Origin of the sequence: Alkalihalobacillus trypoxylicola (assembly GCF_001590785.1) — a bacterium.
GTDB lineage: Bacteria > Bacillota > Bacilli > Bacillales > Bacillaceae_D > Alkalihalobacillus > Alkalihalobacillus trypoxylicola.
This window is the reverse complement of the sequence record NZ_LTAO01000005.1, coordinates 61,377-86,933: the sequence shown is the minus strand read 5'-3', so window position 1 is coordinate 86,933 and position 25,557 is coordinate 61,377. Positions and strand designations below refer to the sequence as shown.

The window sequence follows — 25,557 nt, the reverse complement described above, 5'->3', positions numbered from 1 at the left end:
TTATCATATCCTCCGTGTGTGATGGTTTTTCGTCGAACTCATTGTAACACGGACATGATAATGGCCTTTTCTTTTTACACAATTATATGGACTTAATCGTGCAAGCACTTTTTGGACGAATAGAATCCTTCCTTTTGACCGTTTTCACTAGTCTAGAAGCTCTATCGGTGGATAGAGCTTCCCCTTTCGACCATTTTCCTGGTTCGGGCGCTTTTTCCGGTGAATAGACTGCTTCCTTTTGACCACTTTCACTATTCATGTAGCTCTACTGGTGAATAGAGCTTCCCCTTTTGACCTTTTTCACTAGTCCAGCAGCTTTTCCTTCCAATAGAGCCCTTTATTTCGACCGTATCAATAATAAAAAGGTCATTTTAGGCTAAATGACCGTTTCCATTTTCAGAAGTGGATTGTGTTTTGATTTATTTTGTTTTATGCTTTGTGGCGTTCTTCTAAAACAGCCAATACCTCATCAATGGGTAGCTTCTGTTCTCTTAATAAAACGAGGATATGGTAGAGTAAATCGGCTACCTCCCATTTTAACTCTTCTGGGTCACGATTTTTAGCGGCAATAATTACCTCGCCAGCTTCTTCCCCCACTTTTTTTAATATTTTGTCTACTCCTTTTTCAAAAAGGTAGGTTGTATAAGCTCCCTCAGGCATTTCTGCCTCACGTTTACTAATAATCTCCTCTAATTCATTGAGTATCGCGTATCGGTCCTTTTTAACGACCGTATTATCATTCAATAGAGATTCTGAAAAACAAGTATAACTCCCTGTATGACAAGCTGGTCCTGATGGCTCAACTAAAACTAACAAAGCATCCTTATCACAATCGTATCGTATATCTATAATTCTTTGCGTATGACCAGAAGTTTCTCCTTTGTGCCATAATTCCTGTCTAGATCGACTAAAGAACCATGTTTCCCTTGTATCCACCGATTTGGCTAAGGATTCCTTATTCATATAGGCTAAGGTTAATACTTCCTTACTTGCTGCATCTTGTACAATAGCTGAAACAAGTCCTTGATGATCAAATTTCACATCTTCTATATTCATCTAACAGGTACACCTTCCTTTTTTAGATAGTCTTTCACCTCTGCTACAGAAGTTTCCTTATAGTGAAAAATAGAAGCAGCCAATGCAGCATCTGCTGAAGCCTCATTAAAAACCTCCGTAAAATCGTCGACTTTCCCTGCTCCACCTGATGCAATAACAGGAACAGAAACAGCCGCACTAACCGCTTTCGTTAGCTTTACATCGAAACCTTTTTTTTCACCATCTTGGTCCATACTTGTGAGAAGAATTTCTCCAGCACCCAAACGTACTGCCTCTTTTACCCAGTCTAGTACTTCCCAATCCGTCGCTTTTCTACCTCCGTGTGTGTAAATCCTCCATGAGCGAATGTCTTTATCATATTTTGCATCGACGGCAACCACTATACATTGTGCCCCAAAGAAGTCTGCTCCTTCTTTAATTAGCTCTGGTCGGTTAACGGCAGCAGTATTTAATGAGACCTTATCCGCTCCTGCACGAAGAACCCTTTTCATGTCCTCTAGCGTATTGATACCTCCACCCACTGTAAAAGGAATGGCAAGCTTTCCAGCTACCTGTTCGACTACATCGATCATCGTCTCTCTTCCTTCATGTGAGGCTGATATATCTAAAAATACTAATTCATCTGCTCCCTCGCTATCATAAAATTCTGCTAACTCTACAGGATCTCCGGCATCTCTTAGGTTGACAAATTGAACGCCTTTAACTACTCTTCCTTCCTTAACATCTAAACAAGGAATAATTCTTTTCGTTAACATTATTTCAATTCTCCCTTCAATGCTTCTTTCAAGGAAAATTGATTGGTATAAAGCGCCTTACCAACAATCGCTCCTTCAATTCCGTTAAGATGTTGTTCTCGCAGCTGCTGTAAGTCAGACAAAGAACTTACCCCTCCTGAAGCTATCACTTGCTTTCCCGTTGCCTCTGCTAACGACACAATGCTATTCGTATTTGGTCCCGATAACATTCCATCTCGAGAAATGTCAGTAAAAATAAAAATTTCTGCTCCGAATTTTGCTAACTCCTGTCCGAGCTCCTCGGCTCGAACATTAGAAGTTTCTAACCATCCTTCGGTAGCCACAAACCCATCTCTAGCATCTAAGCCGATTGCAATTTTCTCTCCACCATATTGATTCAGCATTTTTTTGGTGAAGTTTGGATTATGAACCGCTACACTCCCTAGAATCACTCGATTCACTCCTGCATTTAAATAAAATTCAACATCCTCTTCTGTTCGAATTCCTCCACCAACTTGAACCTTCGCGTCTAAGTGTTGGGCAACCGAGAGAACCGATTCATGATTGACCCGTTTTTTTGATTTTGCTCCATCTAAGTCGACCATATGAATCCACTTCGCACCGTCCTCAACAAATTGTTTAGCCATTTCAAACGGTGAATCCCCATATATGGTTTCTTGATTATAATCTCCTTGAATTAAACGAACACATTTTCCGCCCCTCATATCAATCGCGGGATAAATGGAGAACTCATTCATTTTCTTTTGCCTCCTCCACTATTTTTCCAAAGTTCTTCAGGATATTCATTCCAACAGTACTACTTTTTTCTGGGTGAAACTGCGTACCCATGATATTACCTCTACCAACTACAGCAGGAACCTCTTCATGATAATCTGCAGTCGCTAATAAAATAGACGAATCCTCTGTTTTAACAGCATAAGAATGAACAAAATAAACATGTCCTTCCTCCACCTCTTTTAGTAGAGGATGATCATTTCCAGAAAAACTTAATTTATTCCATCCCATATGAGGAACTTTATATACTTCTCCCTGCGCGTTTACACCTTTAAAACGCTCGACTCTTCCAGGCAATAAACCGATTCCTTCTGTTAACTGGTATTCTTCGCTTTCTTTAAATAAAAGCTGCATCCCTAGGCAAATCCCGAGTAACGGTCTTTTTGCATAAGCCCAATCCTGCAAAAATGCAGCTAAGCCTGTTTCTTGTAGGATTTCCATAGCATCTGGAAATGCACCTACACCTGGTAAAATCAAGCCATCCATCTCTACTAACACATATATGTCAGAGCTGATCTTATATTCAAAACCAAGTCTTTCTAATGCTTTACTGACACTATGTAAGTTCCCCATACCATAATCAACAATTCCAATCATTTATAACATTCCCTTCGTCGAAGGAATCCCCTTCACCCTACTATCAATCGATGCGGCTTCATCTAATGCTCTCGCTAAAGCCTTGAATATCGCTTCAATTATGTGATGCGTATTTTGTCCATAATGTACGACTACATGCAAATTCATTCGTGCTTCTAAGGCAAGCTTCCATAAAAATTCATGAATGAGCTCCGTATCAAACGTTCCAACCTTCTCACTAGGAAGCTCAGCACGAAACTCCAAATGAGGTCGATTACTCAAATCAACGACAACATGCGCTAAGGCCTCATCCATCGGAACAAAAGCACTTCCATAGCGCTTAATTCCCTTTTTATCCCCTAAAGCTTCTTTTAAGGCATGACCTAGACATATCCCTATATCCTCTGTTGTATGATGATCATCCACTTCAATATCTCCAACTGCATCAACCATTAAATTAAAATGACCATGCTTTGTAAATAAATCAAGCATATGGGTTAAAAATGGAACTCCCGTTTTTAAATTCGCATTTCCTTCTCCATCTACCGTAAAATCTAATTTAATTTTCGTTTCCCCTGTGTTTCTTTCAATAAAGGATTGTCTTTTCATGATTGTTCCTCCAATCGAATATCAATGGCACGAGCATGTGCTTCTAACCCTTCAAGTCTAGCCAACGTCGATATATGCTTGGCTTGATGATCAAAGGCTTCTTTTGTATAAAAAATAACACTCGATTTTTTCATAAAATCTTCTACACTAAGTGGACTAGAAAAACGAGCGGTTCCGTTAGTTGGTAAAATATGGTTCGGTCCCGCGAAATAATCACCAACTGGCTCTGAACTATACTCTCCTAAGAAAATAGCACCTGCGTGGCGAATTTTCCCTAATAAACGAAGAGGGTCCTTTGTCATCACTTCTAGATGCTCTGGTGCAATTTGATTGACCACGTGAATTCCTTCGAGAATATCAGCTACTACATAAATCCTTCCATAGCTTTCAATCGATTGTGAAGCAATTTCTTTTCTAGGTAACCTGGATAGCTGCTCTTCCACCTCTTCTTGGACTGCTTTTGCTAACTTCTCTGAAGGGGTTACGAGTACAGCTGATGCTAACTCATCATGCTCTGCCTGTGATAGTAAATCGGCTGCAATAAACCTTGGATTTGCCTGCTCATCTGCCAGGATCACAATTTCACTAGGTCCAGCTATCATGTCAATATCAACGGTTCCAAACACCGCTCTCTTTGCCAATGCCACATAAATATTCCCTGGACCTGTAATTTTATCTACTTTTGGTATCGTTTCAGTACCATAGGCTAAAGCAGCTATCGCTTGAGCTCCACCCACTTTGTAAATGTCGGTAATACCTAATTCATTAGCTGTCACTAATACAACTGCTGCCAGCTTTCCATTAGAAAGAGGCGGTGAAGTCATAATAATCTTTTTAACTCCTGCAATTTGAGCTGGAATAATATTCATTAAAATAGAAGAAGGATAAGCCGCTTTCCCACCAGGCACATAGGTTCCGACTGAATCTAATGGCGTCATTTTTTGCCCTAATATCGTTCCATCCTCTTTTGTTGTCATCCACGATTGATTGACTTGTCTCTCATGATAATCACGAATATTAACAATAGCTAATCGAATGGCCTCAATCGCTTCTGAATTCACCTCATGATAAGCTTGCTTAATCTCTTCTTCACTAACTCGTAGCTCACTTGCCTGAAAATCAACACCGTCATGTTTCTTTGTATATTGTAATAGAGCTTGATCGCCTTGTTCTTGTACGTTCTTAATAATCGTTAAAACGCTATTCTGCTGCTCTTTTGTCCCTGAGTCTACATCTCGTTTTACATTAACATTTTCATGAAAGTTAACGATTTTCACTCTGAGCCCTCCTCAATCACGTTATACAACCGCTCCACCATTTGGTCGATCGTTTTATCCTTCATTCGATAGCTTACTGGATTGACAATAACCCTTGAGGTAATCGGGACTATCGTTTCTAATTCTATTAATCCATTCTCCTTTAAGGTTTGACCGGTTGATACGATATCTACAATACGGTCAGCTAATCCAATTAATGGAGCTAATTCAATAGAACCATTTAACTTAATGATTTCTACCTGTTCACCCTGCTCTTTAAAATATTGGGTTGCAAGGTTAGGGTATTTGGAAGCAACCTTCGGGTTAATGTCTTTCTTTTTATAACCAGGTAAACCCGCAACGGCCATGTAACACGCGCTAATCTTCAAATCAAGAACTTCGTAAACATCTCTCTCTTCTTCTATCATCACATCTTTACCTGCAACTCCAATATCAGCTACACCGTGTTCGACATAGGTTGGTACATCCATCGGCTTAGCCAATATAAATCTCATTTTCTCTTCTGGTACATCAATAATTAATTTACGAGAATCATCAAATTCAGCTGGCAGTTGATAGCCAGCCTTGCGAAGTAGCTCAACCGCTTCTTCAAAAATTCTCCCTTTTGGCATAGCGACTGTTAATTGTTCGCTCATACAATCGCTCCTCCTTTTGGTGGTTTACCGATAAAATATAAGACTTCGTCGAACTGTTCTGTCATTAAATCAACATCCTCAATTCCTGCTAAATCCTGTAATACAACCGGTTCTCCATTATTTCTCTTTTCATTCGCTATTCTAACCGCTTCATCTCTTCTTTCACGGCTAAAAATAATACAAGATTGAGGAGATAGTTCGCTCATTTCTCCTAATGCCTCAACTAATAAATCCAAACGAATTCCAAATCCAGTAGCTTGTGCCGGGCGATTAAATTTCTCTAATAATTCATCATAGCGACCACCGCTAGAAAGAGGAACACCTAATTTTTCCCCATACCCTTCAAAAATTATACCAGTATAATAGCTCATATGAAGAACGATATTGAGATCGAACTTTACATATTGAGCGAGGTCGTAACACTCAAGTACTTCAAACAATTCCTTTAACTCAGCTACAGCTTTTTTTCCATCCTCTGTTTGAACAATTTCAGCCGCTACACCAAGAATTTCTTTGCCTCCTCTTAATTTAAGAAGGTCAAGCAATCTTGATTTATCAATGGAAGAAAGAGATAAGCTTTTTACATGCTCTTTAAACCCTACGTAATTCTTTTCATATAAAAACCTTCTTAAAACCTCTGCTCTTTCCTCATTTCCTACCACATCTAATAACAACGCCTTTAGGAACCCAACATGACCGATCGCAACCTGAAATGATGTTAGGCCAGACTTTTCTAATGAGGAAATCATTAAAGAAATCACTTCTCCGTCTGAGCTTACCGTACCGTCACCAAGTAACTCTATACCGAGCTGGTCAAATTCAGCTGGTTTCCCTGCTTCATGCTGTTGGGCACGAAACACTGTTGATTGATAAGCAAGTCGAATGGGGTAGCTTTGGTCCTTCAAACTCGATGCTACTAATCTTGCAATAGGGGCCGTCATATCTGGACGCAGTACTAATGAGCGTCCTTGAGAATCTAACAATTTAAAAAGCTGTTGATCTAGTGTCGCGGATGCCAGACCGACTGTATCATAATACTCTAATGTTGGCGTTTCAATAAATCGATATCCCCACTTTTCAATTTCTGATAGTATATGGTTTTTCACTTCATTTTTTGTTTCATACAGTACCGGTAATGTATCTCTCATCCCTAAGGGCTTTTCAAACATAAATGGTTTTGACATCAAAATCACCTCTTCATCATTTCTTTACTATTTGAGTGAATTTCATAATGGCTCTATAAACGAATAAAACCGAACGTTTCTTATGAAGTATGTTTTAAACGTTTGAAAATTAACTTCTTGATTGAAACGGTAGGTAGTGATTACCAAAGGATCAGTGCCGTCTGAAGATCCACTCTGACGACGCTCTGAATAGTCAGAGTTAGCTGAAGACAAGCCCTTGGGAAAGCATCTACCTAAAGTGTAAATCAAAAACTCAATTGTTTCGGTTTTCATTATAATATGTCTTGAATGGTTGTGAATGAACTTGTTGATTGAAACGGTAGGTAGTGACTCCCAAAGGGTCAGCGCAGTCTGAAGATCCACTCTGACGAAGCTCTGCGTAGTCAGAGTTAGCTGAAGACAAGCCCTTGGGAAAGCATCTACCTAAAGTGTAAATCAAAAACTCAATTGTTCGGTTTTCATTATAAGATAGGAATTATGAAATTAATTCATCTATATTTTTCATCCAATTAGATGATTTAAATGGCGAATTTTACTTTAGTTCGCTAATATGCTAATAAACAAAAGTATATTATGTATTTTACATTCCTTCCTATTGATCGTCAAGTAAAAGTAGGAATATTCAACCTTTTTATTCCATTTCTAGTGAATAGCTATTTATTAAGCTTTTTAGTGATGAATACAAGCGACTATGGTGAATTCCACCTTAGTGTATTGGCTGTATCCTCTTTCTTAAAATACCTTACTAAGAATGTCTGGCTTTGTCGTATCGATTCCTAGCCTTTATCCTACTATTAAGCAAAGCTTATTTGCTTACCCCCTTCATACGATGCGTAGCCGCTACATAGTTTTTATGGTTACGCAACTCCATTCCCATGAGGATGTGGGCTCCTCCCCATATCCTCATCACTCCTATATTTTTACTAACTAAACAAATAGCCCCAAATAAGTCTTGATTCATTATAACTTTATTTATCATTCTATGCCCTAAAAATACTGTACGAAATCTTCTTTTTATGTTAAATTGTCATAATGTGTATCAACGCAGTTCGTGACCTTCCTGCGTTATCAAAACTAAAGGAGATAAAAAAATGCCAACAGAAGTATATGGATTTATTTTTGCGATTGTCAATTTTTCCTTATTAGTTTTATTTTATAAACTTTATGGAAAAACAGGGATGATTGCTTGGATTGGTTTTGCCACGATCCTTGCTAATATTCAGGTTGTTAAAACGATCGAGCTTTTTGGACTGATCGTCACTTTAGGTAATGTGATGTATGCCACCACATTTCTTGCCACAGATATGTTAAATGAAAAACATGGAAAAGCAACGGCAAGACGAGCAGTCTGGTTAGGATTTACCACGTTATTTATGTCTACTATCATCATGCAAATGGCGATTTATTTTCAGCCACACCCAGAGGATTTAGCCCAAGAGCATCTCTCTTTCATTTTTGATTTTGCAATGAGAATTGCCATTGGTAGTCTAATTGCCTTCTTAATTAGTAGCCATGTTAATGTGTATCTTTACGCATTCATCAAAAAGCTTTTTCCTAGTACCGCGATGCTATGGCTTCGAAACAGTGTCTCTAATATAATCGGACAGGCTTTAGATACGATTATCTTTTGTACGATTGCATTTCTAGGAGTGTACAGCTTTGACATTTGGATAGAAATTGCTTTTACAACCTATATTATGAAATTTTTAGTATCGGTTATAGCGATTCCTTTCATTTACTGGGCTAAAAAGATAAAACCTCTAAATGAACCAGCAGAGAATTAAAAATCTCATTCTCTGCACAGGAATAAGATATAAAAAATCAGCGCTAAAAGCTCTTTTGAGCTTTAGCGCTGATTTTGCTTTTTAGTCGGTTTCCCCATCATTTCGGATGATTTTCATTGGATTACCCCCAACAAAAGCCCCGGCTGGTACATCTTTGTGAACCAATGAACCAGCAGATACAATAGCCCCATCTCCTATCGTAACCCCAGGTAAAATGGTTGTGTTCGCTCCTATCATTACTTCATTTCCTATATGAACAGGACCGATACGATATTCCTTAATTAAGTACTCATGAGTGAGGATCGTTGTATTATAACCAATAATTGAATTTCTTCCGATTGTAATTTTCTCAGGATACATAATATCCATCATCACCATTAAGGCAACCGCTGTTTCATTGCCTACCTGCATTCTTAATACCTTTCGATATAACCAATTTTTCACCTTTAAAAAAGGAGTATATCGCGCAATTTGAATACAAATAAAATTCTTTACAACCTTCCAAAAGGATACGGTTTTATACATTTGCCATAATGAATTTGTATGTTCAACTGGATAACGCACCGTCTTTCGGCTCACTTATTTGTTACGCCTCCTAATATTTCTAATAAATCTCTCATATCGTTAAGCATGTAAGTAGGCTCCAAGGAACGAATAAAGTCCTCTCCCTTTATAGACCAAGCTACAGCAGCAGTTGGAATACCCGCATTCTTTCCGGCCAGAACATCATATTGACTATCACCAACCATCATAGCTCTTTCTCTTGATGACCCTAACTTTTCTAGAGCTAAATCTAAAGGCTCTGGATCAGGTTTACTTTTACTCACATCGTCTAATCCCACCACAACATCGAAGAAAGCATCGAGACCTGTTAGCTTTAATCCCATATAAGCTGTATCTTTAATTTTTGTTGTCACCACAGCGAGCTTATAACCTTCTTTTGAAAGCTTTTCAAGGGCTTCATATACTCCTTCATATTCTGTTACAAGTTGATCATGATGCTTATGATTGTAAGCTCTATATGTTTGAACCATTTCATCTACCTTTGATGGTTCTACTTGTTGAAAGCTATCAACTAAAGGTGGTCCTATAAAAGATATCACATCTTCCCGTTTGTACTCACCAGGCTTATACTGCTCCAAAGTATACAAAAAAGATTCAATGATTAATTCATTTGTGTTAATGAGTGTTCCATCTAAATCAAATAATATCGTATCAATGCTCATATCTCGTTTCCTTTCTTCCTTGGTTTTGCTTCATTTCTAAGTATCTCCAAATGTAAGCCACTGACATTGTTAAAATGATAGCCGTCACAATTCTAATTAATAATAAAGGCCATACAGGTATGCCGAGCGGAATAAAAACGACAGTATCTTCAACAACAGCATGGCAGGCAACTAAGAAAATAAAAACTAAATATAAATCCTTCTTTTTGACTCCATCCTCTTTAACCGCTTGAATCATAACCCCTGCTCCATAAGCAAGACCAATCACCAATCCAGAGGCTAGTGTTGTGGACGTATTTGCTTGAATTCCTATCAGCTTCGTAAAGGGTGACATCCATTTTGATAAGACCTTTAACCATTGACGCTCTTTCATTATTTGTATCACGATCATTAAAGGAATGACTATTAAAGCTAATTGAGCGATTCCCATTAATGCACTTTCAACTCCAGACCAAATAATTCCTCCCCATCCTACCGGAACTACTTCGGCTTCGGGTGATGGAAAAAAACCATATTGAGCTTGTTGTTCTCCACCCTGCCATAATAAATTAATCATAAAAGCTGAAAAAATAGCCAATCCAATTCGAACTGCTAATACTACCGAAATTTTGATTCCTACCTTTTTGGCAACAGCCGATTCAATTAATAAATTATGCGAAAAGGAAAGCATCGTAGCTAAAATAAAGACTTCCTTCACAGTTAAATCTAAAGTTAGGATTGCGCCAATTCCAGCAAATAAGTTCAGGAGATTCCCCATTACTAGAGGAATCGCCGCTTCACCTGGCAAGCCAATAACGCCTAATAAGGGCGATAATAAAGTAGCAATATATCCTAATATGGGGGTATATCCTAATATGGTTACTAGTATAGTAATCGGAAAAATGATTTTACCTAAAGTCCATGTTGTTTCTAAGCCTACAAGTAAACCTCTTTTTAATACACCGATTTTCATCCACTCCTTCATCAACACTTACTACCTGTTTTTTCTATTTAGTAGGTACTAAGTAAATAAACGAATAAGGCTTTTTAATTTTTGATTATCGCCTTATTATTTTTTCTTTTTCTTCTTTTTAGATGAAGTCTTTTTTTGCTTGCTCTGATTTTTTTCTAATGATTTCGGCAAATCTACATATCTCGGAACATCAGGATTTAATTTTCTTGAAATCAATATAAAGAATGAAACAATCACTAATATGATAGAGATGACTTGAGCCGTTTTCAGAGTGTCCCCTATTAATAGATAGTCAGTTCGTATTCCTTCTATAAAGAAACGACCTACTGAGTACCAAATCACATAGCTTAAGAAAATCTCACCTTGTCTTAAATTTAATCTTCTTAAAGAAAGAAGTAGAATAACACCCACTATATTCCATAAAGATTCGTATAAGAAAGTAGGATGGTGATAAGCTCCATTTATAAACATTTGGTTAATAATAAAATCGGGTAAAAATAAACCTTCTAAAAATTCTCGAGATACCTCTCCACCGTAAACCTCTTGATTCATGAAGTTACCCCAACGTCCTATCGCTTGCCCGATTAAAATGCTCGGTGCGGCAATATCTGCAAGCTGCCAAAATGAAAGCTGTCTTCTTTTTGTGAAGAAATAGGCTGTTAATACAGCTCCAATTAAGGCTCCATGAATAGCAATTCCGCCTTCCCATACTTTAAAAATAGAGATCGGATCATCTGCAAACTGGTCCCACCTAAATATGACATAGTATAGTCTAGCCGAAATAATAGAAATCGGTAAAGCATACAGTAATAAATCGGCAAATGTATCTTTTGGTAGACCTATTTTATTGGCTTCGCGATTGGCTACCAAATATCCTAATAAAACACCTAACCCAATAATGACTCCATACCAATAAATAGGAACAGGTCCAATTTGGATAAAAATTCTGTCTAATGGTTCATTCATTGTGTCACCTCTACTAATGATAAATTAATACTCTTCATGGTCTCCTTCTTCAATTAATTCCGTTAATCTAGTAGAAAATTCTTGTGCCGCATTATAGCCAAGTCTTTTTAATCGATAGTTCATGGCTGCAACTTCAATAATAACGGCTAAGTTTCGACCAGGACGTACAGGAACGGTTAGCTTCGTAATCTCGGTATCAATGATTTTCATCGTTTCTTCTTCAAGCCCTAGACGATCATAAGCCTTTTTCTGATCCCAAAGCTCTAAATTAATACAGAGAACAATTCTTTTATATGGACGAACGGCGCCTGCTCCAAATAGAGTCATAGCATTTATAATACCTAATCCTCTAATTTCTAGTAAGTGCTGTAAAAGCTCTGGTGGCTTCCCTATTAATGTATTTCCATGCTCTTGCCTTATTTCTACCGAATCATCGGCAACTAATCGATGTCCACGTCGAATTAAATCCAAAGCGGTCTCACTTTTACCGACTCCACTATTTCCTGTAATTAACACACCAATTCCATAAATATCTACTAATACTCCATGAACCGCCGTTAAAGGGGCTAGCTCACTTTCTAGGTAATCTGTTATTTTAGTACTTAGTCTTGTAGTAGTAAGCGAGGAGCGTAATAATGGAACACCATTCTCTTCAGCTGCCTCAACCAGTTCAACAGGAGCGTCTAATCCTCTAGACAAAATAATAGCTGGAGTATCATATGTACAAAGCTTTAGCATACGATCCATTTTTTCTTCGGTTGCTAATCTTTCAAAAAAGGATAGCTCTGTAATACCAATTAACTGAATACGCTTGGCAGGATAATACGTAAAAAAGCCGGCCATTTCAATCCCCGGACGTGAAATATCACTAGTCGTAATAGGTCTATAAATTCCTTCTTCACCCGCTAATAGTTCAAACTGAAATCGTTCTAATAAATCATTCGCATTAACTTTTCCCACTCATACTCCCACCTTATAATCAGAAATCTTCTTATATACAATGCCTCTTTCATTTTTACAAACACATAATCATTTTATCACGTTTTTATTGGAAAAAATACTTTGCAAAACTTCTTTACAAACGGAGGCACTTTGACTAAACAAAAGACTTTAATGAAACCTTATTTTAAAAATAGAGCTCTAGCATAGCGCCTGACATACAAACACTAAGCTTTCAAACATTTAACGACTATGTGAGAAGTACTTCACTCATCCAAACAAAAAACGAGCGACAAGTGTCCGTCGCTCAAAATAAAATGATTTTTTTCAAATTCACCATGCCTTTCATATAAAGAAAGACTGATTATATTCGTTATGGTGAGTAATCCATGTAGGATCCATTTTATATTTCGGTTTTCCAATAAAGGAGGGATAGCCAAGTGGAATCAATCCTATTGGCTTAATATAAGGAGGAAGTTTTAATAGTTTACTCACTGACTTTTCCTTGAATCCACCAACCCAGCAGCCATAAACCCCATAATTCACACCTGCCAAGAGGATATTTTGCACAGCTGAAGCTGTATCAATTTCAACCCATTTATTAGCCAAATCTCCGTACCTTGCTTTTGTTCTTTTATAGTTTGCACATGCAACTAGCAAAATCGGAGCTTCTAGTATCCATGCTTGCATAGGGGCCTGCTCTGAATAAAAACCTGCAAAGGTCTGTGCAACGATTGAGCTTTGCGTCTCTTCATTATCAATAATGACAAATTCCCAAGGCTGCATATTTCCACTAGAGGGTGCAAGAGTACCTGCCCGAATCATGTCATATAGAATCTCTTTTTCAATCTTTTTTTTGATAAAAGAACGGCAGCTTAATCGATTTTCCATTGGTTTCAGCCATTTTTGCTCTTGATTTACGTCCATCTATTTTTACTCACCACTTCCATCATCTCTAGCTTCGGAGTATTCTCACTCTCTTCCTCCATAGGATAGCCAGCCGTTACAATGGCAACGGGTATTACATACCATGGCAAATTCAAATTCTTTTTAAGCTTTTCTCCATCAAATTCTCGTATAGTAGCCGTTACAAGACCTTCACTTTTGGCAATTAGGCGCATATTTTGTATAGACGCCTCAGATTCTTGCATAGCAAACGAAAGACCTGATTCCCCAACTCTAGCTATAGCTCTTCTCATTTCAATAATAACCACACTAACAAATGGTGCAGTAATAATCCATTTTTGAGCACCATAGCTATCTTTTGTTAAATATGGATTTAATGTAGCCTCTACCAAAGCTTGACTGCTACTCTTATTTTCAATAATGACTAATTCTCTTGCCTGTGTGCTAATAGAAGCAGGACCACAACGAAAGCCTTCATACATATTTTCTAACGTTTCTTTTGGGATCTCTTTCTCTTTATAATTTCTGACATTTACGATATCACTCATTAATTCAAGAATTTCTTTTGTCATATAAGCAGCTCCCTGTAAGAATCATTGCTCAACTATGTTAAATTCCATTCAATTAATGGATTCTTTGTCACACAATCAATATGAACATTTGTATTAATCGTTCCACCGAATGTATGATTTGAGCCAAAAGCAACATGTATAGTTTGATAGGCTTTTTCATCCTCTAAAATATTCCCTGTCACTCGGGCCGCATAATTCGTCCCAATGCCTAACTCACAAAGCAGCCTACCTTCACCGTCTCCAAGAATTTGTAATAATCTCTCTCCAACTTCTCCTGTAGCATCAATTAATCTGCCATTTTCAATGGTTAAACGAATAGGCTCCTTTAACAACCCGATCCCTGCAATAGAACCATTAATCTCAATCTGACCATTTGCTTCATACTCAATAGGAGCAATATAGGCTTCTCCACTTGGTAAATTTCCTGAGGAAGCTTTTTTCCGGAAAACTCCTGTGCTTGAAATTCCTTTTCTTTTACTAACTGGGATACTGAGCTTTAATTGATCAGATGTATAAATCGTTACCGCATCGCAATCCGTTAATTTTTCTGCCATTTCGTTTGTTTCTTTTTCAACCTGTAAATAGTCCGCCATCATCGCTCCGTTCAAAAACATATCCTCTGTGATCCCAGGCATTGTAATAACACTTATTCCGTGGTGATTGGCTTCTTTTCGTGCATTTGTATGTGTTAGAGAATGCTTTGTTAAACAAAATACGAGCTCAAAGTCTAACATTTTTTGTGCGATTGATTTTGGAGGCTCTTCTCCTGATTTTTTTCGGTCTGCCATTTCAGACATTTGAGCATTCCATCCATCCTCTTTTAATGCTTCTAAAAATTTTTTACTTAGTTCAACCTTACTTTTATCGGTTAGAACTAAAATGGATATATTCTTTTTATACAGAAAATTATTTTTCATAATTTCGTGGACAATCTCTTTCAAGCTACTCATCTTTAGTCCTCACTCCATCCCTTTAAAGCCCCTTTAACAACATGCTGCTTTTTATGAAATAGCTTTAACGTCCTTTTTTGAATATAAGAACTCGCTACCCTTTTTATCTCTATATCCATTCTTGAGCTATTCGAGTGGTCATATAACTCGAAAGGATAATAGGTAAACCACTCTTTTTTGCTTGGTTTTTATGTTGCTCGTTATATCCCATGCAATCTAAAACAATGGTAGTAGCCCCTTTTTCTTTTAAACGTTTAGCGGCTCCCTCAACATCACTTGTTGCATCATAAGGTGAAGCAACTTCGACTTCAATTGTCGGAGTTATTCCTTGCCATTTTTCAATAAGCGTGAGACGCTGTTCTTCTAATGGAATGATAATCCCTAGTATATCGTTCTTTTTTAACACAGCTTCTAAAATATTTGATAATAATTGATCAGGAAAGAGAATCGGTTTCGTTGTTTTTAATGTTGGAAAGTCTCCTGTACAAAGCATAATCACGATGTCTACCTTTTGCTCTAAATCGATTAATTCCTCTTGCAACAACGGCAGTAGCTTCGTTTTACCTATTCTCACTGATTTTCCGTTTCTAAGCTTAGATATATATACCGTTTCATCTTCAGAGGGTTTGATAGAAAGCAGGTTATCCTCTGATAATCTATCTAGCCCCCCCTGTTCAATTACCTCGACTTCATCTCCTAAAATACGACTAATTGCTGGTGTGACATCAACTCTCGGTGACTGTCCTATTGTTAATATCCCGACCTTCATCATTTATTACTCACTTCCTAAAGTTTGTAAATGCTTCATCGAGCCATATAAAGATTGGAGGCGCTGAAATTCCTTTTCCTCATAGAAGCTTACTTTATTTAGTGTAAATTCTTTTGCCACTTCAATCGAAAAACGAACAGCCTGAGCAATATCCACCTCATGACTAGCCCCTGTCCCACTTCCAGGCACAGCGCTTTTCACTGTAATAGCTACTCCAACAACAGGTGCATCCGTTGCTACAGCCGGCTGTAAAATACTATTAATATGAAAGACTTCATTTCCATAAGGAGTTATATCCTGAGTTGTTACAGCAAAAGTCTGTGGTAAATCTCCTGTAGTCATTTCCATAATTCTGACTAAATCATCGCTAAACTTTAAGATATAGCCAGATTTAACAGTCGGAGAAATAGAGAACCCTTTATGATTAAAGACTTTATTTCCCTTAGTAGTATCAATAGATAAAATAGCATCCATCTCATCCATCACTTCATACTGATTCATCGTTAAAATATCAACAGGTGAACCCATAAATTCTACAGGCTCATGTGGCATAGTTGGAGCATCAGGACAAATATGTGTCGTGATTAGAACATCTCCTTCTAATCGGTCTCCTTTTTCACTCATCACAGCTAATTTCAAGGCTGCTGAAACCGCAGCTACAGCACCATCTCCATCAGAAACAAATCCAATACGTGTTGGCCTAGCTCCAAGTCCACCTAATCGTCCAATAATACCTAAAGTAGGAGCTTGACCTCCTTGGCTTTTGCCTGCCGTTCCTTTAACGAGTATTTTTACGAAATCAGTGGCTCCTGCTTCACCTTCTACAGTTTCAAATGAGGCCTCACAAAATTCTTTATCCTTAAAAAGCGAAACGACTTTTTCACCGTTGGCTTTTGGGTCATCTAATAGCTCTAATACATCCATCGTAAACTTCAAAGACATAATTATTCTTCCTCTCTTACTCAATTTCAATCATTTTTTTATTGATAACATCTTCTACTGCTTTTAATAGCTTTTGATTAGACATCGTCGTACTTAGTAGTAATTTCTCCTTAGGAACATTTATAACGGTTATGTCCATTCCTGCTTTTATTTCAGCACTCACAAGCGGTCTACCTGTTGCTGTATCGAATGTCATAATTAAATCAGGAAATGTTCCCACTCGCTTTCCTTTTGTTTCAAGCGTCATATATTCATTCCAAATCGTGATTTCCGTTTGTCCTATTTGAATGAGACCAATATCTAATCCACCGGATTCCCTTAATTCATATTGATCAACATTTCCACTTAAAACGATTTCTCCCTCTAAGTACTCCACAACTTTTTCTATTCTTTCATATCCCTCTGGAATCGCTAAGAACACTTCACCTAATTGAATCGCTTGTGTAATTCCTCCGACAGCAGCATTTTTTTCTACATAATCGATGGTCACAGGATTACGACATACTCCAACCATTCCACCAGCTTGAATACTCACCGCCCGCACAGTATCCGAAGCTAAGCTTAGAGAAGCCGATACGGAGCCAGCGACTTGATAGTCGCCTTTTCCTCCAGCAAAGGTTTGAACGGAAGTATAATCGGTTTTCTCTGATAAATTAAGTGACCCCATCGATCCAATTGGATGAGCTCTACCATTACAAGGTGCATCTATAAAGGGTAAACCTGTTTCTACCGCCTGTAGCCATCCATTAATGGTAGTAGAAGCACCGTTTTCATTGGTCATAATCGCTGAAATTGGGTGTTCATATAATGATTGCATCATCTCAATCGTCTTTACTAATTGAGGGGCATCTACATATAAGTTTTTTGCTGAAGGGGCTCCTACTAATGCGACACAGGCTGCATAATCTTCCTTTGAAAACTCATCGATTGTAGCTAATATAGGTGCTCCTTTTTCAAAAACGGCATCAGCTTTCTCAAGGCCATCATAAATCCAGCCTCCTCCGCCTCCACCTAAGATACAACCTCCATATACAGCGCTAATCGCCTCAGTTTTTGTTAATTGTCTACGTGTCATTAGTACATTCCTCCATTATCTTGCTTTCCATATTGATGAGAAAAAGCTATACAAAGCATCTCCAGCAATAAATCCAGCAGCTGTTGTATACATCGCTGTTTCAGCTGAAGGTCCTTTAACCTTTAAGACAATAATTCTAATTGTAATTCCTGTCAGTACAGCAATACCTGCAATAGGGTTAGCTATAAGAAGTCCAGTTGCAAGCAAAACTCCCATTTGTCTCTTTGAACCTCCTATTAACTGAATAATAGCACCAGGTATCGCCCATAAAAGAAGCATTAAACCTACATTTCCAGTTAAGCCAGATTCAATAGTTGCTGCATAAACCGCATTTACTGGTGGGAATAAATCTTGTTCAAAAAAGCTTTGGTGGAATAATGCAACCATCGCAATCGCAACAAAAAATCCAATTAAGCCACTTTTTAATTGCTGTCTACGACCAATTAGTTCTTCTGCTGTGCTTACTCCTCTTCTTAGGATACTTCCCGTTTTATAGTCATAGCCCATATCTGCAAAAGCAGGACCTGTTGCTGCGGTAAAACCAGTTAATAAAGCTAATGCTTCTGGCGGAAATCCAATAATCATCCCAACAATAAGCACAATTAGTGTTACGGCAAAGGCAGGAAACCAGCCTGAATGCATGGCAGCAATCCCAACAATTACTTCAGTTGCTAATGTAGCAAAGGCAGCAAATAAAACGAATAAAGCTATTTGCCATAAAGGCATATCAGATATTAAGCCACCCATAACCGCTAATAGGATAGCAATTCCAAAGTATAATCCATAACTGATTCCAAACCCTTTACGAACATCCTTTTCAGATCTGGTATAATCCTCTTCTAGTTCTTGACCAGCAGCCGCTGCTGCTTTTTTCTTTTTATTTAATTTAACAATCGTCATTACGAATTGTAATAATGCGACAAGACCCGCACCAATCATCATTCCATGCGGTATATAATAGGCATTTAAATCAATTCCAATTAAAGAAACGGAATAGCCACTAAAAATTAATCCTAAACCAAACATTGACAAAGCCCATATGTTTCCAATAAAAGCGACCCCAAATGCTGACATCGCTATTCCGAAATGAGCCCCAATCATTCCTCCTGCAATTCCTAATCCTAAAAATTTAGCTTTAGAACCTCCTTGATCCCCTGCTTTTAACGCTTCAGCTGTTGCCACACCAGGAGGCCAAATTTCTTTTTTACTAAAAATACTAGAATCAAATACACGGTAGAGCAAAAAGACATCAACAAGTAAAGCCAGTCCAGCTCCAATAAGCATTGGAATGATTAATTCTGGCAACCCCATAACAAAAGGTAAACCTATTGGAATAAGTAAACTATTGGCTGCACCAAATGTAGCCGATGATATCGTTGTTTGTAATAGATTTTGTGTTTGGAGAGAGCGATATTTGGCAAACATTTCAAGTGGTATTTTAGCAATTAATATAGCAATTAAAGCCCCTATAATAGATGTATTTGGAGTAATCCCTAATGAAGTGATTAGCTGCATCCCAATAATTGCTCCAAAAATGGCAATAAAGATAGAAAATAGGATTAATTGCCAGTCGAATATTTTTTTCTCCATTATTCATTCACCTCACGTTTTAAAATTTGGTAAGCCATTGCTTGTGCATCGACTAAATCTATTACAGGAATAGATATTTTTTGGGATAAATATTTCTTTAAATGGATGGTAGAGAAGCCTGTACAAGCAAATAAAATAGTATTTGCACCATTTTTTATTATTTCATTTATTTTGTCAGTTAATTCTTTTTTTGCATTCTCACCAAATAAATCAGTTGATTTTCGAAGGTTTGGTACGTAAGAATAAGAAAAAAATGAGTCCGCTAGTTCCTTCTTCAACCTTTCTGGAGGAGCATCAGTTATTCCAATTACACCTACTTTATTTCCAGCCATCGCTGCACAATGGGCACCACATATTCCAGCACCAATGACAGGAATGTTAATAGCAAGTCGAGTTTCATCTAGAGCAGGATCTCCTGCACAGCTTATCGTTAAGGCGTCTAATTCGTATTGACTTGCCATCTCTTTCGCTAGTTGGACAATTTTTGGAATAGACTCTGCTAATGTTTTCTCATCATGAACTCCGTAAGGCTGCTGCTCAATACAATGGGTAACGGTTTTGATTGGATACCGCTCTTCCATTAATCTTGAGTGTTCTAATAAAATATGTTCATCTGTAGTCGTTAAAACACGGATAATGCCTAGCAATATCTCACTTCCTTTCTATCCTTTTTACTATTATGTGGTTTAAGTTATTTTAATAGTGCGAAAATTAAATGTATAGGTTCATCATGAGCAGAATATTTGCAAAATAATTTCTCACTTGTGAAATCCACTCTTCCTTTAAATAAAAAAAGGCTTAGTTTCAGTACTTGCTAAAACTAAACCATCTTCATATTGAAACATTTTCTAACAATCTTTTTCGTTATTTTGAAACATTACATCACCTTAAATATTTTCTAAATGATTGATTCTTAAACAAAATTGTAAAATAAAAATATCTTCAGCACGATCGAGATCCATTCCTAATATATCTTTGATTCTCTGCAATCGGTACGTTATAGTTCTCCTTGTTACAAATAACTTTTCAGCTGCTCTTGATGCATTTCCGTTTTCCTTTAAATACATATTTAACGTCTCAGTTAAAACAGGATCTGATTGGCTTAACCCCTGTAATACACTTTTTACATATATTTGGACCGGTTGATGCGAGCTTAATTCAATTAAAAATTCATATAAACCTAGTTCATGATAAGAATGAATATATTCATTAGGGTATATTTTTTTCCCCACTTTCAGTGTTTTCACTATATTGAATTTTTTATCATTCCAATCGGTTAACTTTTCAAATATAGGACTTATGGCGACATACATATCACGAAGCTGAGATTGTTCAAAAATTTCCTTCACTAAATTTTTAAGCTCCATCGGTTCATTCATTTCTTTTGTCATGTTAAGGAAAATAAATAAACCCTTCTCTGTTTGAAAGATGTATATATCCTTTTGTTCTGTTATTTTACTTAATAAATCTTTTAAGTATTTTTTAAGTAAACTTTGATAATCGAACGAATATTCCGTCGATTGATAAATCACTTCATTCAAGCTTCTTTCTAAGTAAAGTAAAATAAATTGTCCAGTTGGATTCTTTTTTTTGAATTGCTGCCATTCCTGTTCCTTTAGAAAGAATTCTCTTTGTAAATCCGCATACTCACTTATCATATTTGTAAGAATTCGATTTTTTACTAATTCAATGGTATTGGTATCAAAATACTCAGTTACTACATTTCGATTCGATACGAGATGAATAAAAAGGAGTTGCTCTTGATTTCTATAAACGGGTATAATCATATGTTTTTTTTGTTCAAAAACCTCAGAAAAGTAATTTTTAAGATTTACTTTTTCAGACCAGTTTTTTAAAAATTCCTCGTATTGTACATTAGAAGGATAAGAAAATAATAAAGTATTATCTCGCCATCCATCTAAAACCAAAGAATTAGAATGATACAATAATCTTCCTTTTTCATCTTCAATATAAATGGAGCATAATAGCTTTTTAGCTAATTCATTCACAGCATTTTCTACGGATTCATGCCAATTGTTCATATAAATTTGGACATCTTTTAAATATTTTATACTGTCTTGATTTTTCAAATTCTCCATATGAAGCTGTGCGTTCAATGGTGATAAAATATCAATATAGGCAACTTCTTTTGGTAAAGATAATATCGGAAAATCATGATCATTTGCTAATTTTATGATTGGTTCAGATAAGTCTTTGATAAATTTACCGATTTTGACTATCAGCCCAGCTGCTCGATTTTGGATAAGCTCTTTCACAATCCGTAACTGCTCTTCACTGTCATTTTGCACAGAATAAAAAGTAGTTATGACTAATACTCCTGAATTAGCCCATTCTTCAGGCTGGGGAACTTCCATGACTTCAATCGTTTCTACCTTCCTATCTTTTCCTTTTTCTCCTGCAATAAGCTTGAGATTAGAATCATTAGATAATTTCAATACATCTGATATATTCATGATTGCTCTCCCATTCCTTAATTTCTTTTCATGCTTTTTGCTGTTTCGGAGTATATTCCTACTATTATTTTTATATTTTACCCCTTTTTTCTTAACACAACTATAAAATTTTTCCTTTTGATTAAATCAATTATAAAATTATTTCCTAATTAGTACTTATAATATATTTATTTTTTGATCGATTTAACTGAATCCATTTCATCACTCATATCTTATAATGAAAATCGAACGATTTGATTTTTGATTTCCACTTTAGGTAGATGCTTTCCCAAGGGCTTGTCTTCAGCTAACTCTGACTACGCAAAGCTTCGTCAGAGTGGATCTTCACACTGCGCTGATCCTTTGGGAGTCACTACCTNTTCCCAAGGGCTTGTCTTCAGCTAACTCTGACTACGCAAAGCTTCGTCAGAGTGGATCTTCACACTGCGCTGATCCTTTGGGAGTCACTACCTACCGTTCAATCAACAAGTGAAATTCGAAAAAATTCAGGACCTTTTTAAATGTTCGGATTTAATCACTTAAACCTATTTCGCATTTCGATCTTTTAATGAAAACTGAACGATTTGGTTTTTGATTTCCACTTTAGGTAAATGCTTTCCCAAGGGCTTGTCTTCAGCTAACTCTGACTACGCAGAGCTTCGTCAGAGTGGATCTTCACACTGCGCTCATCCTTCGAGAGTCACTACCTACCGTTCAATCAACAAGTGAAATGCGCAAAAATTCAGGGCCTTTTTAAATGTTCGGATTTATTCACTTAAACCTATTTGGCATTTCGATCTTTTAATGAAAACTGAACGATTTGGTTTTTGATTTCCACTTTAAATAGATGCTTTCCCAAGGGCTTGTCTTCAGCTAACTCTGACTACGCAAAGCTTCGTCAGAGTGGATCTTCACACTGCGCTGATCCTTTGGGAGTCACTACNTTCCCAAGGGCTTGTCTTCAGCTAACTCTGACTACGCAAAGCTTCGTCAGAGTGGATCTTCACACTGCGCTGATCCTTTGGGAGTCACTACCTACCGTTACAATCAACAAATGAAATTCGCAAAAATTCAGGACCTTTTTAAATGTTCGGATTTATTCACTTATAGAGCAATTATGAAATTCACTCCACTTATATAAAAATAGGATAAATTTAGAATAACAAATTTAATCCTATAATGGCTACGTTATAAAACAAAAAAGAGGATGAGTCAACACTCATGAACGAATGATTTACACAAATGTTAGGTGCCCAGCTGTTAGATCCCCCAAGACAATTTGCGTCCAGTGGGGTAGCACCGAACTAACTGTTTTAAAAGTGGATTTCGGTATGGCCACTTATTCCCTTATTCCCACTGGAGTATCCGTACCTTGTGTCCGCTTGCTTACACCTTCACAGGGTATTTACCCTTTCAAAAAAACCCTCTATTTTTTCACAGTAAGAAGGGATCATGGTTCGTTCCTGGTGTTTGCATCCATTAAACATCATTTCAATTTTCTCTCATGTGGTCATTTTAAAACAGGTTTTGTCCTGGTCTTGTTATAAAAACCAAAAAAACTTCTTCATGTCAATGAAGAAGTTTTCAATAACCTTATCCGTTTTTTATCGGCTTTATAACTAATGTTTGCACGATAGAGATAATAATCGAAGCGATTATAGCTAAACCAAAGCTTTCGATAATAAAATGATCTCCTATAATTAATGACGTTAGAAATAACGTTAATCCATTAATTACTAGTAAAAACAATCCTAGCGTAATAATGGTAATCGGCAATGTAAAGAATATTAAGATCGGTTTTATGATTAAATTAATAATAGATAATATCAAGCTAGCCATTAATGCTGTACCAAAGCCACTAATAACAAACCCTTCGAACAGATAATCTAATATTAATAATAATCCTGCATTTAATACTAAACCAACTATCCACCTAATCATTCGATAATATCTCCTTCATTAGGGATGATGAAAGCAGAAATGATATAAGCTAATAGCATTGAGCCTGCAGAGATAAAAAATAGAATAACCATTAAAATTCTAACAATAGTGGGATCAATGTTAAAGTATTTGGCTACCCCTCCACAAACACCTGCTAGCTTTCTATCATCAATAGAACGAACTAAACGTTTCATAAAAATTCACCTCCCTTAAATATTACCCTTTTACCATAAAATAAAACTCAGCTCTATAACAAATCTTCTTAATAATAACCACCTAATCTCGCTTCTTTACAACAATTGATCCTGTATTCGTAAGAGCATATATTTTTAGTCGAGGAGATGCTTCTTGATTACTAACAAAAGTAATACTCTTTTGTGCAAATTCTTTCTTTTCCTCTAGAATCTCATAATCCTCCAAATGAATCGTATAACCACCGACATTGGATTTGAGTTTCGCTTCTGCACGAATATCCTCAGGCAGAGACAAGTGAATGCTACCAGTGGTTGCTTTTGCATCTAAATAACTGGGATCGCTTAATGGGTCTAAATCATAAGTAATGGTTCCATTGACCGTTTCCAAATCAGCATCCTGAATCTTACCAGTTGCCGTAATCGCTCCATTGACTGTTTTCGCATCTACTAATTCAATATCTGCATATTTTAACTGTATCGCTCCGTTTACCGTTTCAGCATGAACCTTTTTAGATGCTAGATGATTCATATAGATAGGTCCATTTAGAGTATGGACGTTAAGTGTTTTCACATCTAATTCATCGCCAGAAATTTGTCCGTTAAATGTATATAGCTTGATATGTTCATACTTTTTCTTAGGCAAATAAACAATCGTATTGACTTTAATCGACTTTGATTTTGTATGGAATAAAAGCTTATTATCATCTACTTTAAAAGTTGTATCTTCTAAAAGTGTTTTTCTAGCTTCATCCGTATCACGAACGCGGTATACCTTCGCTTTACACTCTATTCTTACATCCTCTTCATCCCATAAAAGAAGATCCACAGAACCATTCTCTAACGATACATCAATAGAATGAGGGGATACAGAAGTATGCTGAAAAACATGGTCAACATTTACAGACGAGCCAAAATTAAAATCTAAGTCAAAGTCTTTTATTTTTTTAATGGCCGTATCAAAAAAGTCTGCTAATTTGTTACTAGCTGTTGAGCTTGTTTCACGGTTACGCTCGCGATATTCCTCTCCCTCATCCCAATTTACATCCGTTGACAAATACTCAGAGTTAGTTGACTCCTTGCTTTTTGATTGCTTCTCACCAGATTCCATTGCTTCAAGTAATTTAATACCTTCTTCAGCTGTAATTTTTCCGTCTTCAATCATCTTTAGAATCATTTTCTTCTCTTGCATTTGTTACACCCCTTCACTATTTAGCAGTTTGCTTAAAACTGTTTAATGGTTTTAATAGATATACGGTAGTGGTTCATAAATAGTTTCATTTTTTTTGGAGACGGAGTCAAGCGCTCGCTTTCTTCGTTWCTYGGCTCTGTCATCTGCTCAGGAATCAAGACATTCTCTTCTCATTTGCCTTCGCCTTCGTGCCTACAAAGACAAACGCTTTCTTTCCGTCTCCTACATATGGTCAAGTGCTTA

The 25,557-nt window shown here is 36.9% G+C and carries 27 protein-coding genes; 1 reads left to right on the top strand and 26 read right to left on the bottom strand.

Going from position 1 to position 25,557, the window contains the following annotated elements; translation table 11 throughout:
* Positions 1–82 precede the first annotated feature (82 nt).
* The 9 genes from AZF04_RS21105 to AZF04_RS04975 form a co-directional block, all read right to left on the bottom strand.
* Entirely contained in the window at positions 83–259 is a 177-nt protein-coding gene (locus AZF04_RS21105; RefSeq protein ID WP_161485253.1) for a hypothetical protein, read from the bottom strand.
* A gap of 170 nt (positions 260–429) precedes the next feature.
* Entirely contained in the window at positions 430–1,056 is a 627-nt protein-coding gene (gene hisIE, locus AZF04_RS05010; protein ID WP_061947814.1) for a bifunctional phosphoribosyl-AMP cyclohydrolase/phosphoribosyl-ATP diphosphatase HisIE, read from the bottom strand.
* Positions 1,053–1,811, bottom strand: coding sequence for an imidazole glycerol phosphate synthase subunit HisF (gene hisF / locus AZF04_RS05005; RefSeq protein ID WP_061947813.1), 759 nt, complete (start codon positions 1,809–1,811; stop codon positions 1,053–1,055). Before hisF ends, hisIE begins: the two co-directional genes overlap by 4 nt.
* Positions 1,811–2,548: a 1-(5-phosphoribosyl)-5-[(5-phosphoribosylamino)methylideneamino]imidazole-4-carboxamide isomerase gene (gene hisA, locus AZF04_RS05000; RefSeq protein WP_061947812.1), complete on the bottom strand. Its 738-nt coding sequence runs from the start codon at positions 2,546–2,548 to the stop codon at positions 1,811–1,813. Before hisA ends, hisF begins: the two co-directional genes overlap by 1 nt.
* Positions 2,541–3,182 (bottom strand): imidazole glycerol phosphate synthase subunit HisH, encoded by a 642-nt coding sequence (gene hisH / locus AZF04_RS04995; RefSeq protein WP_061947811.1) that lies wholly within the window; start codon positions 3,180–3,182, stop codon positions 2,541–2,543. Before hisH ends, hisA begins: the two co-directional genes overlap by 8 nt.
* Positions 3,183–3,770, bottom strand: coding sequence for an imidazoleglycerol-phosphate dehydratase HisB (gene hisB, locus AZF04_RS04990; protein WP_061947810.1), 588 nt, complete (start codon positions 3,768–3,770; stop codon positions 3,183–3,185).
* Entirely contained in the window at positions 3,767–5,047 is a 1,281-nt protein-coding gene (hisD, locus tag AZF04_RS04985; protein WP_061947809.1) for a histidinol dehydrogenase, read from the bottom strand. The genes hisB and hisD overlap by 4 nt, the downstream gene beginning before the upstream one ends.
* Positions 5,044–5,682 carry an ATP phosphoribosyltransferase gene (hisG, locus tag AZF04_RS04980; protein WP_061947808.1) on the bottom strand — a complete coding sequence of 213 codons (639 nt, stop codon included), beginning with the start codon at positions 5,680–5,682 and terminating at the stop codon, positions 5,044–5,046. Before hisG ends, hisD begins: the two co-directional genes overlap by 4 nt.
* Positions 5,679–6,866, bottom strand: a complete 1,188-nt coding sequence (locus AZF04_RS04975; RefSeq protein ID WP_061947807.1) for an ATP phosphoribosyltransferase regulatory subunit — start codon at positions 6,864–6,866, stop codon at positions 5,679–5,681. Before AZF04_RS04975 ends, hisG begins: the two co-directional genes overlap by 4 nt.
* Positions 6,867–7,957: 1,091 nt before the next feature.
* Here AZF04_RS04975 and AZF04_RS04970 point away from each other — a divergent pair.
* Positions 7,958–8,650 carry a queuosine precursor transporter gene (locus AZF04_RS04970; protein WP_061947806.1) on the top strand — a complete coding sequence of 231 codons (693 nt, stop codon included), beginning with the start codon at positions 7,958–7,960 and terminating at the stop codon, positions 8,648–8,650.
* 81 nt (positions 8,651–8,731) lie between these two features.
* On the opposite strand, the gene AZF04_RS04965 is transcribed toward AZF04_RS04970, so the two are convergent.
* From AZF04_RS04965 to AZF04_RS04885, 17 genes are all read right to left on the bottom strand, one after another.
* Positions 8,732–9,175 (bottom strand): acyltransferase, encoded by a 444-nt coding sequence (locus AZF04_RS04965; protein ID WP_061947817.1) that lies wholly within the window; start codon positions 9,173–9,175, stop codon positions 8,732–8,734.
* Positions 9,176–9,225: 50 nt separating this feature from the next.
* Entirely contained in the window at positions 9,226–9,876 is a 651-nt protein-coding gene (gene ppaX / locus AZF04_RS04960; RefSeq protein ID WP_061947805.1) for a pyrophosphatase PpaX, read from the bottom strand.
* Entirely contained in the window at positions 9,866–10,840 is a 975-nt protein-coding gene (locus tag AZF04_RS04955) for a nucleoside recognition domain-containing protein (protein WP_235599925.1), read from the bottom strand. Before AZF04_RS04955 ends, ppaX begins: the two co-directional genes overlap by 11 nt.
* Positions 10,841–10,924: 84 nt before the next feature.
* Positions 10,925–11,794, bottom strand: a complete 870-nt coding sequence (gene lgt, locus AZF04_RS04950) for a prolipoprotein diacylglyceryl transferase (RefSeq protein ID WP_061947804.1) — start codon at positions 11,792–11,794, stop codon at positions 10,925–10,927.
* Between the two features lie 24 nt (positions 11,795–11,818).
* Positions 11,819–12,754, bottom strand: coding sequence for an HPr(Ser) kinase/phosphatase (hprK, locus tag AZF04_RS04945; RefSeq protein WP_045485123.1), 936 nt, complete (start codon positions 12,752–12,754; stop codon positions 11,819–11,821).
* Positions 12,755–13,078: 324 nt separating this feature from the next.
* Entirely contained in the window at positions 13,079–13,660 is a 582-nt protein-coding gene (locus AZF04_RS04940) for a nitroreductase family protein (RefSeq protein WP_061947803.1), read from the bottom strand.
* On the bottom strand, positions 13,651–14,211 hold the full coding sequence (locus tag AZF04_RS04935; protein WP_061947802.1) for a nitroreductase family protein: 561 nt from the start codon (positions 14,209–14,211) through the stop codon (positions 13,651–13,653). The genes AZF04_RS04940 and AZF04_RS04935 overlap by 10 nt, the downstream gene beginning before the upstream one ends.
* A 32-nt stretch (positions 14,212–14,243) precedes the next feature.
* Entirely contained in the window at positions 14,244–15,161 is a 918-nt protein-coding gene (locus AZF04_RS04930) for an aminopeptidase (RefSeq protein WP_061947801.1), read from the bottom strand.
* A gap of 109 nt (positions 15,162–15,270) precedes the next feature.
* Positions 15,271–15,933, bottom strand: coding sequence for an AroM family protein (locus AZF04_RS04925; RefSeq protein ID WP_061947800.1), 663 nt, complete (start codon positions 15,931–15,933; stop codon positions 15,271–15,273).
* A 3-nt stretch (positions 15,934–15,936) separates the two neighbouring features.
* Entirely contained in the window at positions 15,937–16,872 is a 936-nt protein-coding gene (locus AZF04_RS04920; protein ID WP_045485134.1) for a DUF1177 domain-containing protein, read from the bottom strand.
* 16 nt (positions 16,873–16,888) lie between these two features.
* Positions 16,889–17,947, bottom strand: a complete 1,059-nt coding sequence (locus AZF04_RS04915; RefSeq protein WP_061947799.1) for an S-methyl thiohydantoin desulfurase domain-containing protein — start codon at positions 17,945–17,947, stop codon at positions 16,889–16,891.
* 15 nt (positions 17,948–17,962) lie between these two features.
* Positions 17,963–19,537 (bottom strand): OPT/YSL family transporter, encoded by a 1,575-nt coding sequence (locus AZF04_RS04910; RefSeq protein ID WP_061947798.1) that lies wholly within the window; start codon positions 19,535–19,537, stop codon positions 17,963–17,965.
* Complete coding sequence (locus tag AZF04_RS04905) at positions 19,537–20,184, bottom strand: aspartate/glutamate racemase family protein (RefSeq protein WP_061947797.1); 648 nt, start codon at positions 20,182–20,184, stop codon at positions 19,537–19,539. Before AZF04_RS04905 ends, AZF04_RS04910 begins: the two co-directional genes overlap by 1 nt.
* Positions 20,185–20,424: 240 nt before the next feature.
* A complete protein-coding gene (locus AZF04_RS04900; RefSeq protein WP_061947796.1) occupies positions 20,425–22,011 on the bottom strand; it encodes a PucR family transcriptional regulator in 1,587 nt (528 codons plus the stop codon).
* Between the two features lie 1,572 nt (positions 22,012–23,583).
* The gene (locus AZF04_RS04895; protein ID WP_045485144.1) at positions 23,584–23,931 is read right to left on the bottom strand and encodes a phage holin family protein; all 348 of its coding nucleotides are present in this window, start codon (positions 23,929–23,931) and stop codon (positions 23,584–23,586) included.
* A complete protein-coding gene (locus tag AZF04_RS04890) occupies positions 23,928–24,125 on the bottom strand; it encodes a PspC domain-containing protein (RefSeq protein WP_061947795.1) in 198 nt (65 codons plus the stop codon). Before AZF04_RS04890 ends, AZF04_RS04895 begins: the two co-directional genes overlap by 4 nt.
* 82 nt (positions 24,126–24,207) lie before the next feature.
* On the bottom strand, positions 24,208–25,314 hold the full coding sequence (locus tag AZF04_RS04885) for a DUF4097 family beta strand repeat-containing protein (RefSeq protein ID WP_061947794.1): 1,107 nt from the start codon (positions 25,312–25,314) through the stop codon (positions 24,208–24,210).
* Positions 25,315–25,557 lie beyond the last annotated feature (243 nt).

Excerpts from the sequence above, each read along its gene's own strand:
- AZF04_RS21105 (WP_161485253.1), bottom strand. The coding sequence starts at position 259 with ATGAATAGTGAAAGTGGTCAAAAGGAAGCAGTCTATTCACCGGAAAAA.
- hisIE (WP_061947814.1), bottom strand. The coding sequence starts at position 1,056 with ATGAATATAGAAGATGTGAAATTTGATCATCAAGGACTTGTTTCAGCT.
- hisF (WP_061947813.1), bottom strand. The coding sequence starts at position 1,811 with ATGTTAACGAAAAGAATTATTCCTTGTTTAGATGTTAAGGAAGGAAGA.
- hisA (WP_061947812.1), bottom strand. The coding sequence starts at position 2,548 with ATGAATGAGTTCTCCATTTATCCCGCGATTGATATGAGGGGCGGAAAA.
- hisH (WP_061947811.1), bottom strand. The coding sequence starts at position 3,182 with ATGATTGGAATTGTTGATTATGGTATGGGGAACTTACATAGTGTCAGT.
- hisB (WP_061947810.1), bottom strand. The coding sequence starts at position 3,770 with ATGAAAAGACAATCCTTTATTGAAAGAAACACAGGGGAAACGAAAATT.
- hisG (WP_061947808.1), bottom strand. The coding sequence starts at position 5,682 with ATGAGCGAACAATTAACAGTCGCTATGCCAAAAGGGAGAATTTTTGAA.
- AZF04_RS04975 (WP_061947807.1), bottom strand. The coding sequence starts at position 6,866 with ATGTCAAAACCATTTATGTTTGAAAAGCCCTTAGGGATGAGAGATACA.
- AZF04_RS04970 (WP_061947806.1), top strand. The coding sequence starts at position 7,958 with ATGCCAACAGAAGTATATGGATTTATTTTTGCGATTGTCAATTTTTCC.
- AZF04_RS04965 (WP_061947817.1), bottom strand. The coding sequence starts at position 9,175 with ATGTATAAAACCGTATCCTTTTGGAAGGTTGTAAAGAATTTTATTTGT.
- ppaX (WP_061947805.1), bottom strand. The coding sequence starts at position 9,876 with ATGAGCATTGATACGATATTATTTGATTTAGATGGAACACTCATTAAC.
- AZF04_RS04955 (WP_235599925.1), bottom strand. The coding sequence starts at position 10,840 with ATGAAGGAGTGGATGAAAATCGGTGTATTAAAAAGAGGTTTACTTGTA.
- lgt (WP_061947804.1), bottom strand. The coding sequence starts at position 11,794 with ATGAATGAACCATTAGACAGAATTTTTATCCAAATTGGACCTGTTCCT.
- AZF04_RS04940 (WP_061947803.1), bottom strand. The coding sequence starts at position 13,660 with ATGGACGTAAATCAAGAGCAAAAATGGCTGAAACCAATGGAAAATCGA.
- AZF04_RS04935 (WP_061947802.1), bottom strand. The coding sequence starts at position 14,211 with ATGACAAAAGAAATTCTTGAATTAATGAGTGATATCGTAAATGTCAGA.
- AZF04_RS04930 (WP_061947801.1), bottom strand. The coding sequence starts at position 15,161 with ATGAGTAGCTTGAAAGAGATTGTCCACGAAATTATGAAAAATAATTTT.
- AZF04_RS04925 (WP_061947800.1), bottom strand. The coding sequence starts at position 15,933 with ATGATGAAGGTCGGGATATTAACAATAGGACAGTCACCGAGAGTTGAT.
- AZF04_RS04920 (WP_045485134.1), bottom strand. The coding sequence starts at position 16,872 with ATGTCTTTGAAGTTTACGATGGATGTATTAGAGCTATTAGATGACCCA.
- AZF04_RS04915 (WP_061947799.1), bottom strand. The coding sequence starts at position 17,947 with ATGACACGTAGACAATTAACAAAAACTGAGGCGATTAGCGCTGTATAT.
- AZF04_RS04910 (WP_061947798.1), bottom strand. The coding sequence starts at position 19,537 with ATGGAGAAAAAAATATTCGACTGGCAATTAATCCTATTTTCTATCTTT.
- AZF04_RS04900 (WP_061947796.1), bottom strand. The coding sequence starts at position 22,011 with ATGAATATATCAGATGTATTGAAATTATCTAATGATTCTAATCTCAAG.
- AZF04_RS04895 (WP_045485144.1), bottom strand. The coding sequence starts at position 23,931 with ATGATTAGGTGGATAGTTGGTTTAGTATTAAATGCAGGATTATTATTA.
- AZF04_RS04890 (WP_061947795.1), bottom strand. The coding sequence starts at position 24,125 with ATGAAACGTTTAGTTCGTTCTATTGATGATAGAAAGCTAGCAGGTGTT.
- AZF04_RS04885 (WP_061947794.1), bottom strand. The coding sequence starts at position 25,314 with ATGCAAGAGAAGAAAATGATTCTAAAGATGATTGAAGACGGAAAAATT.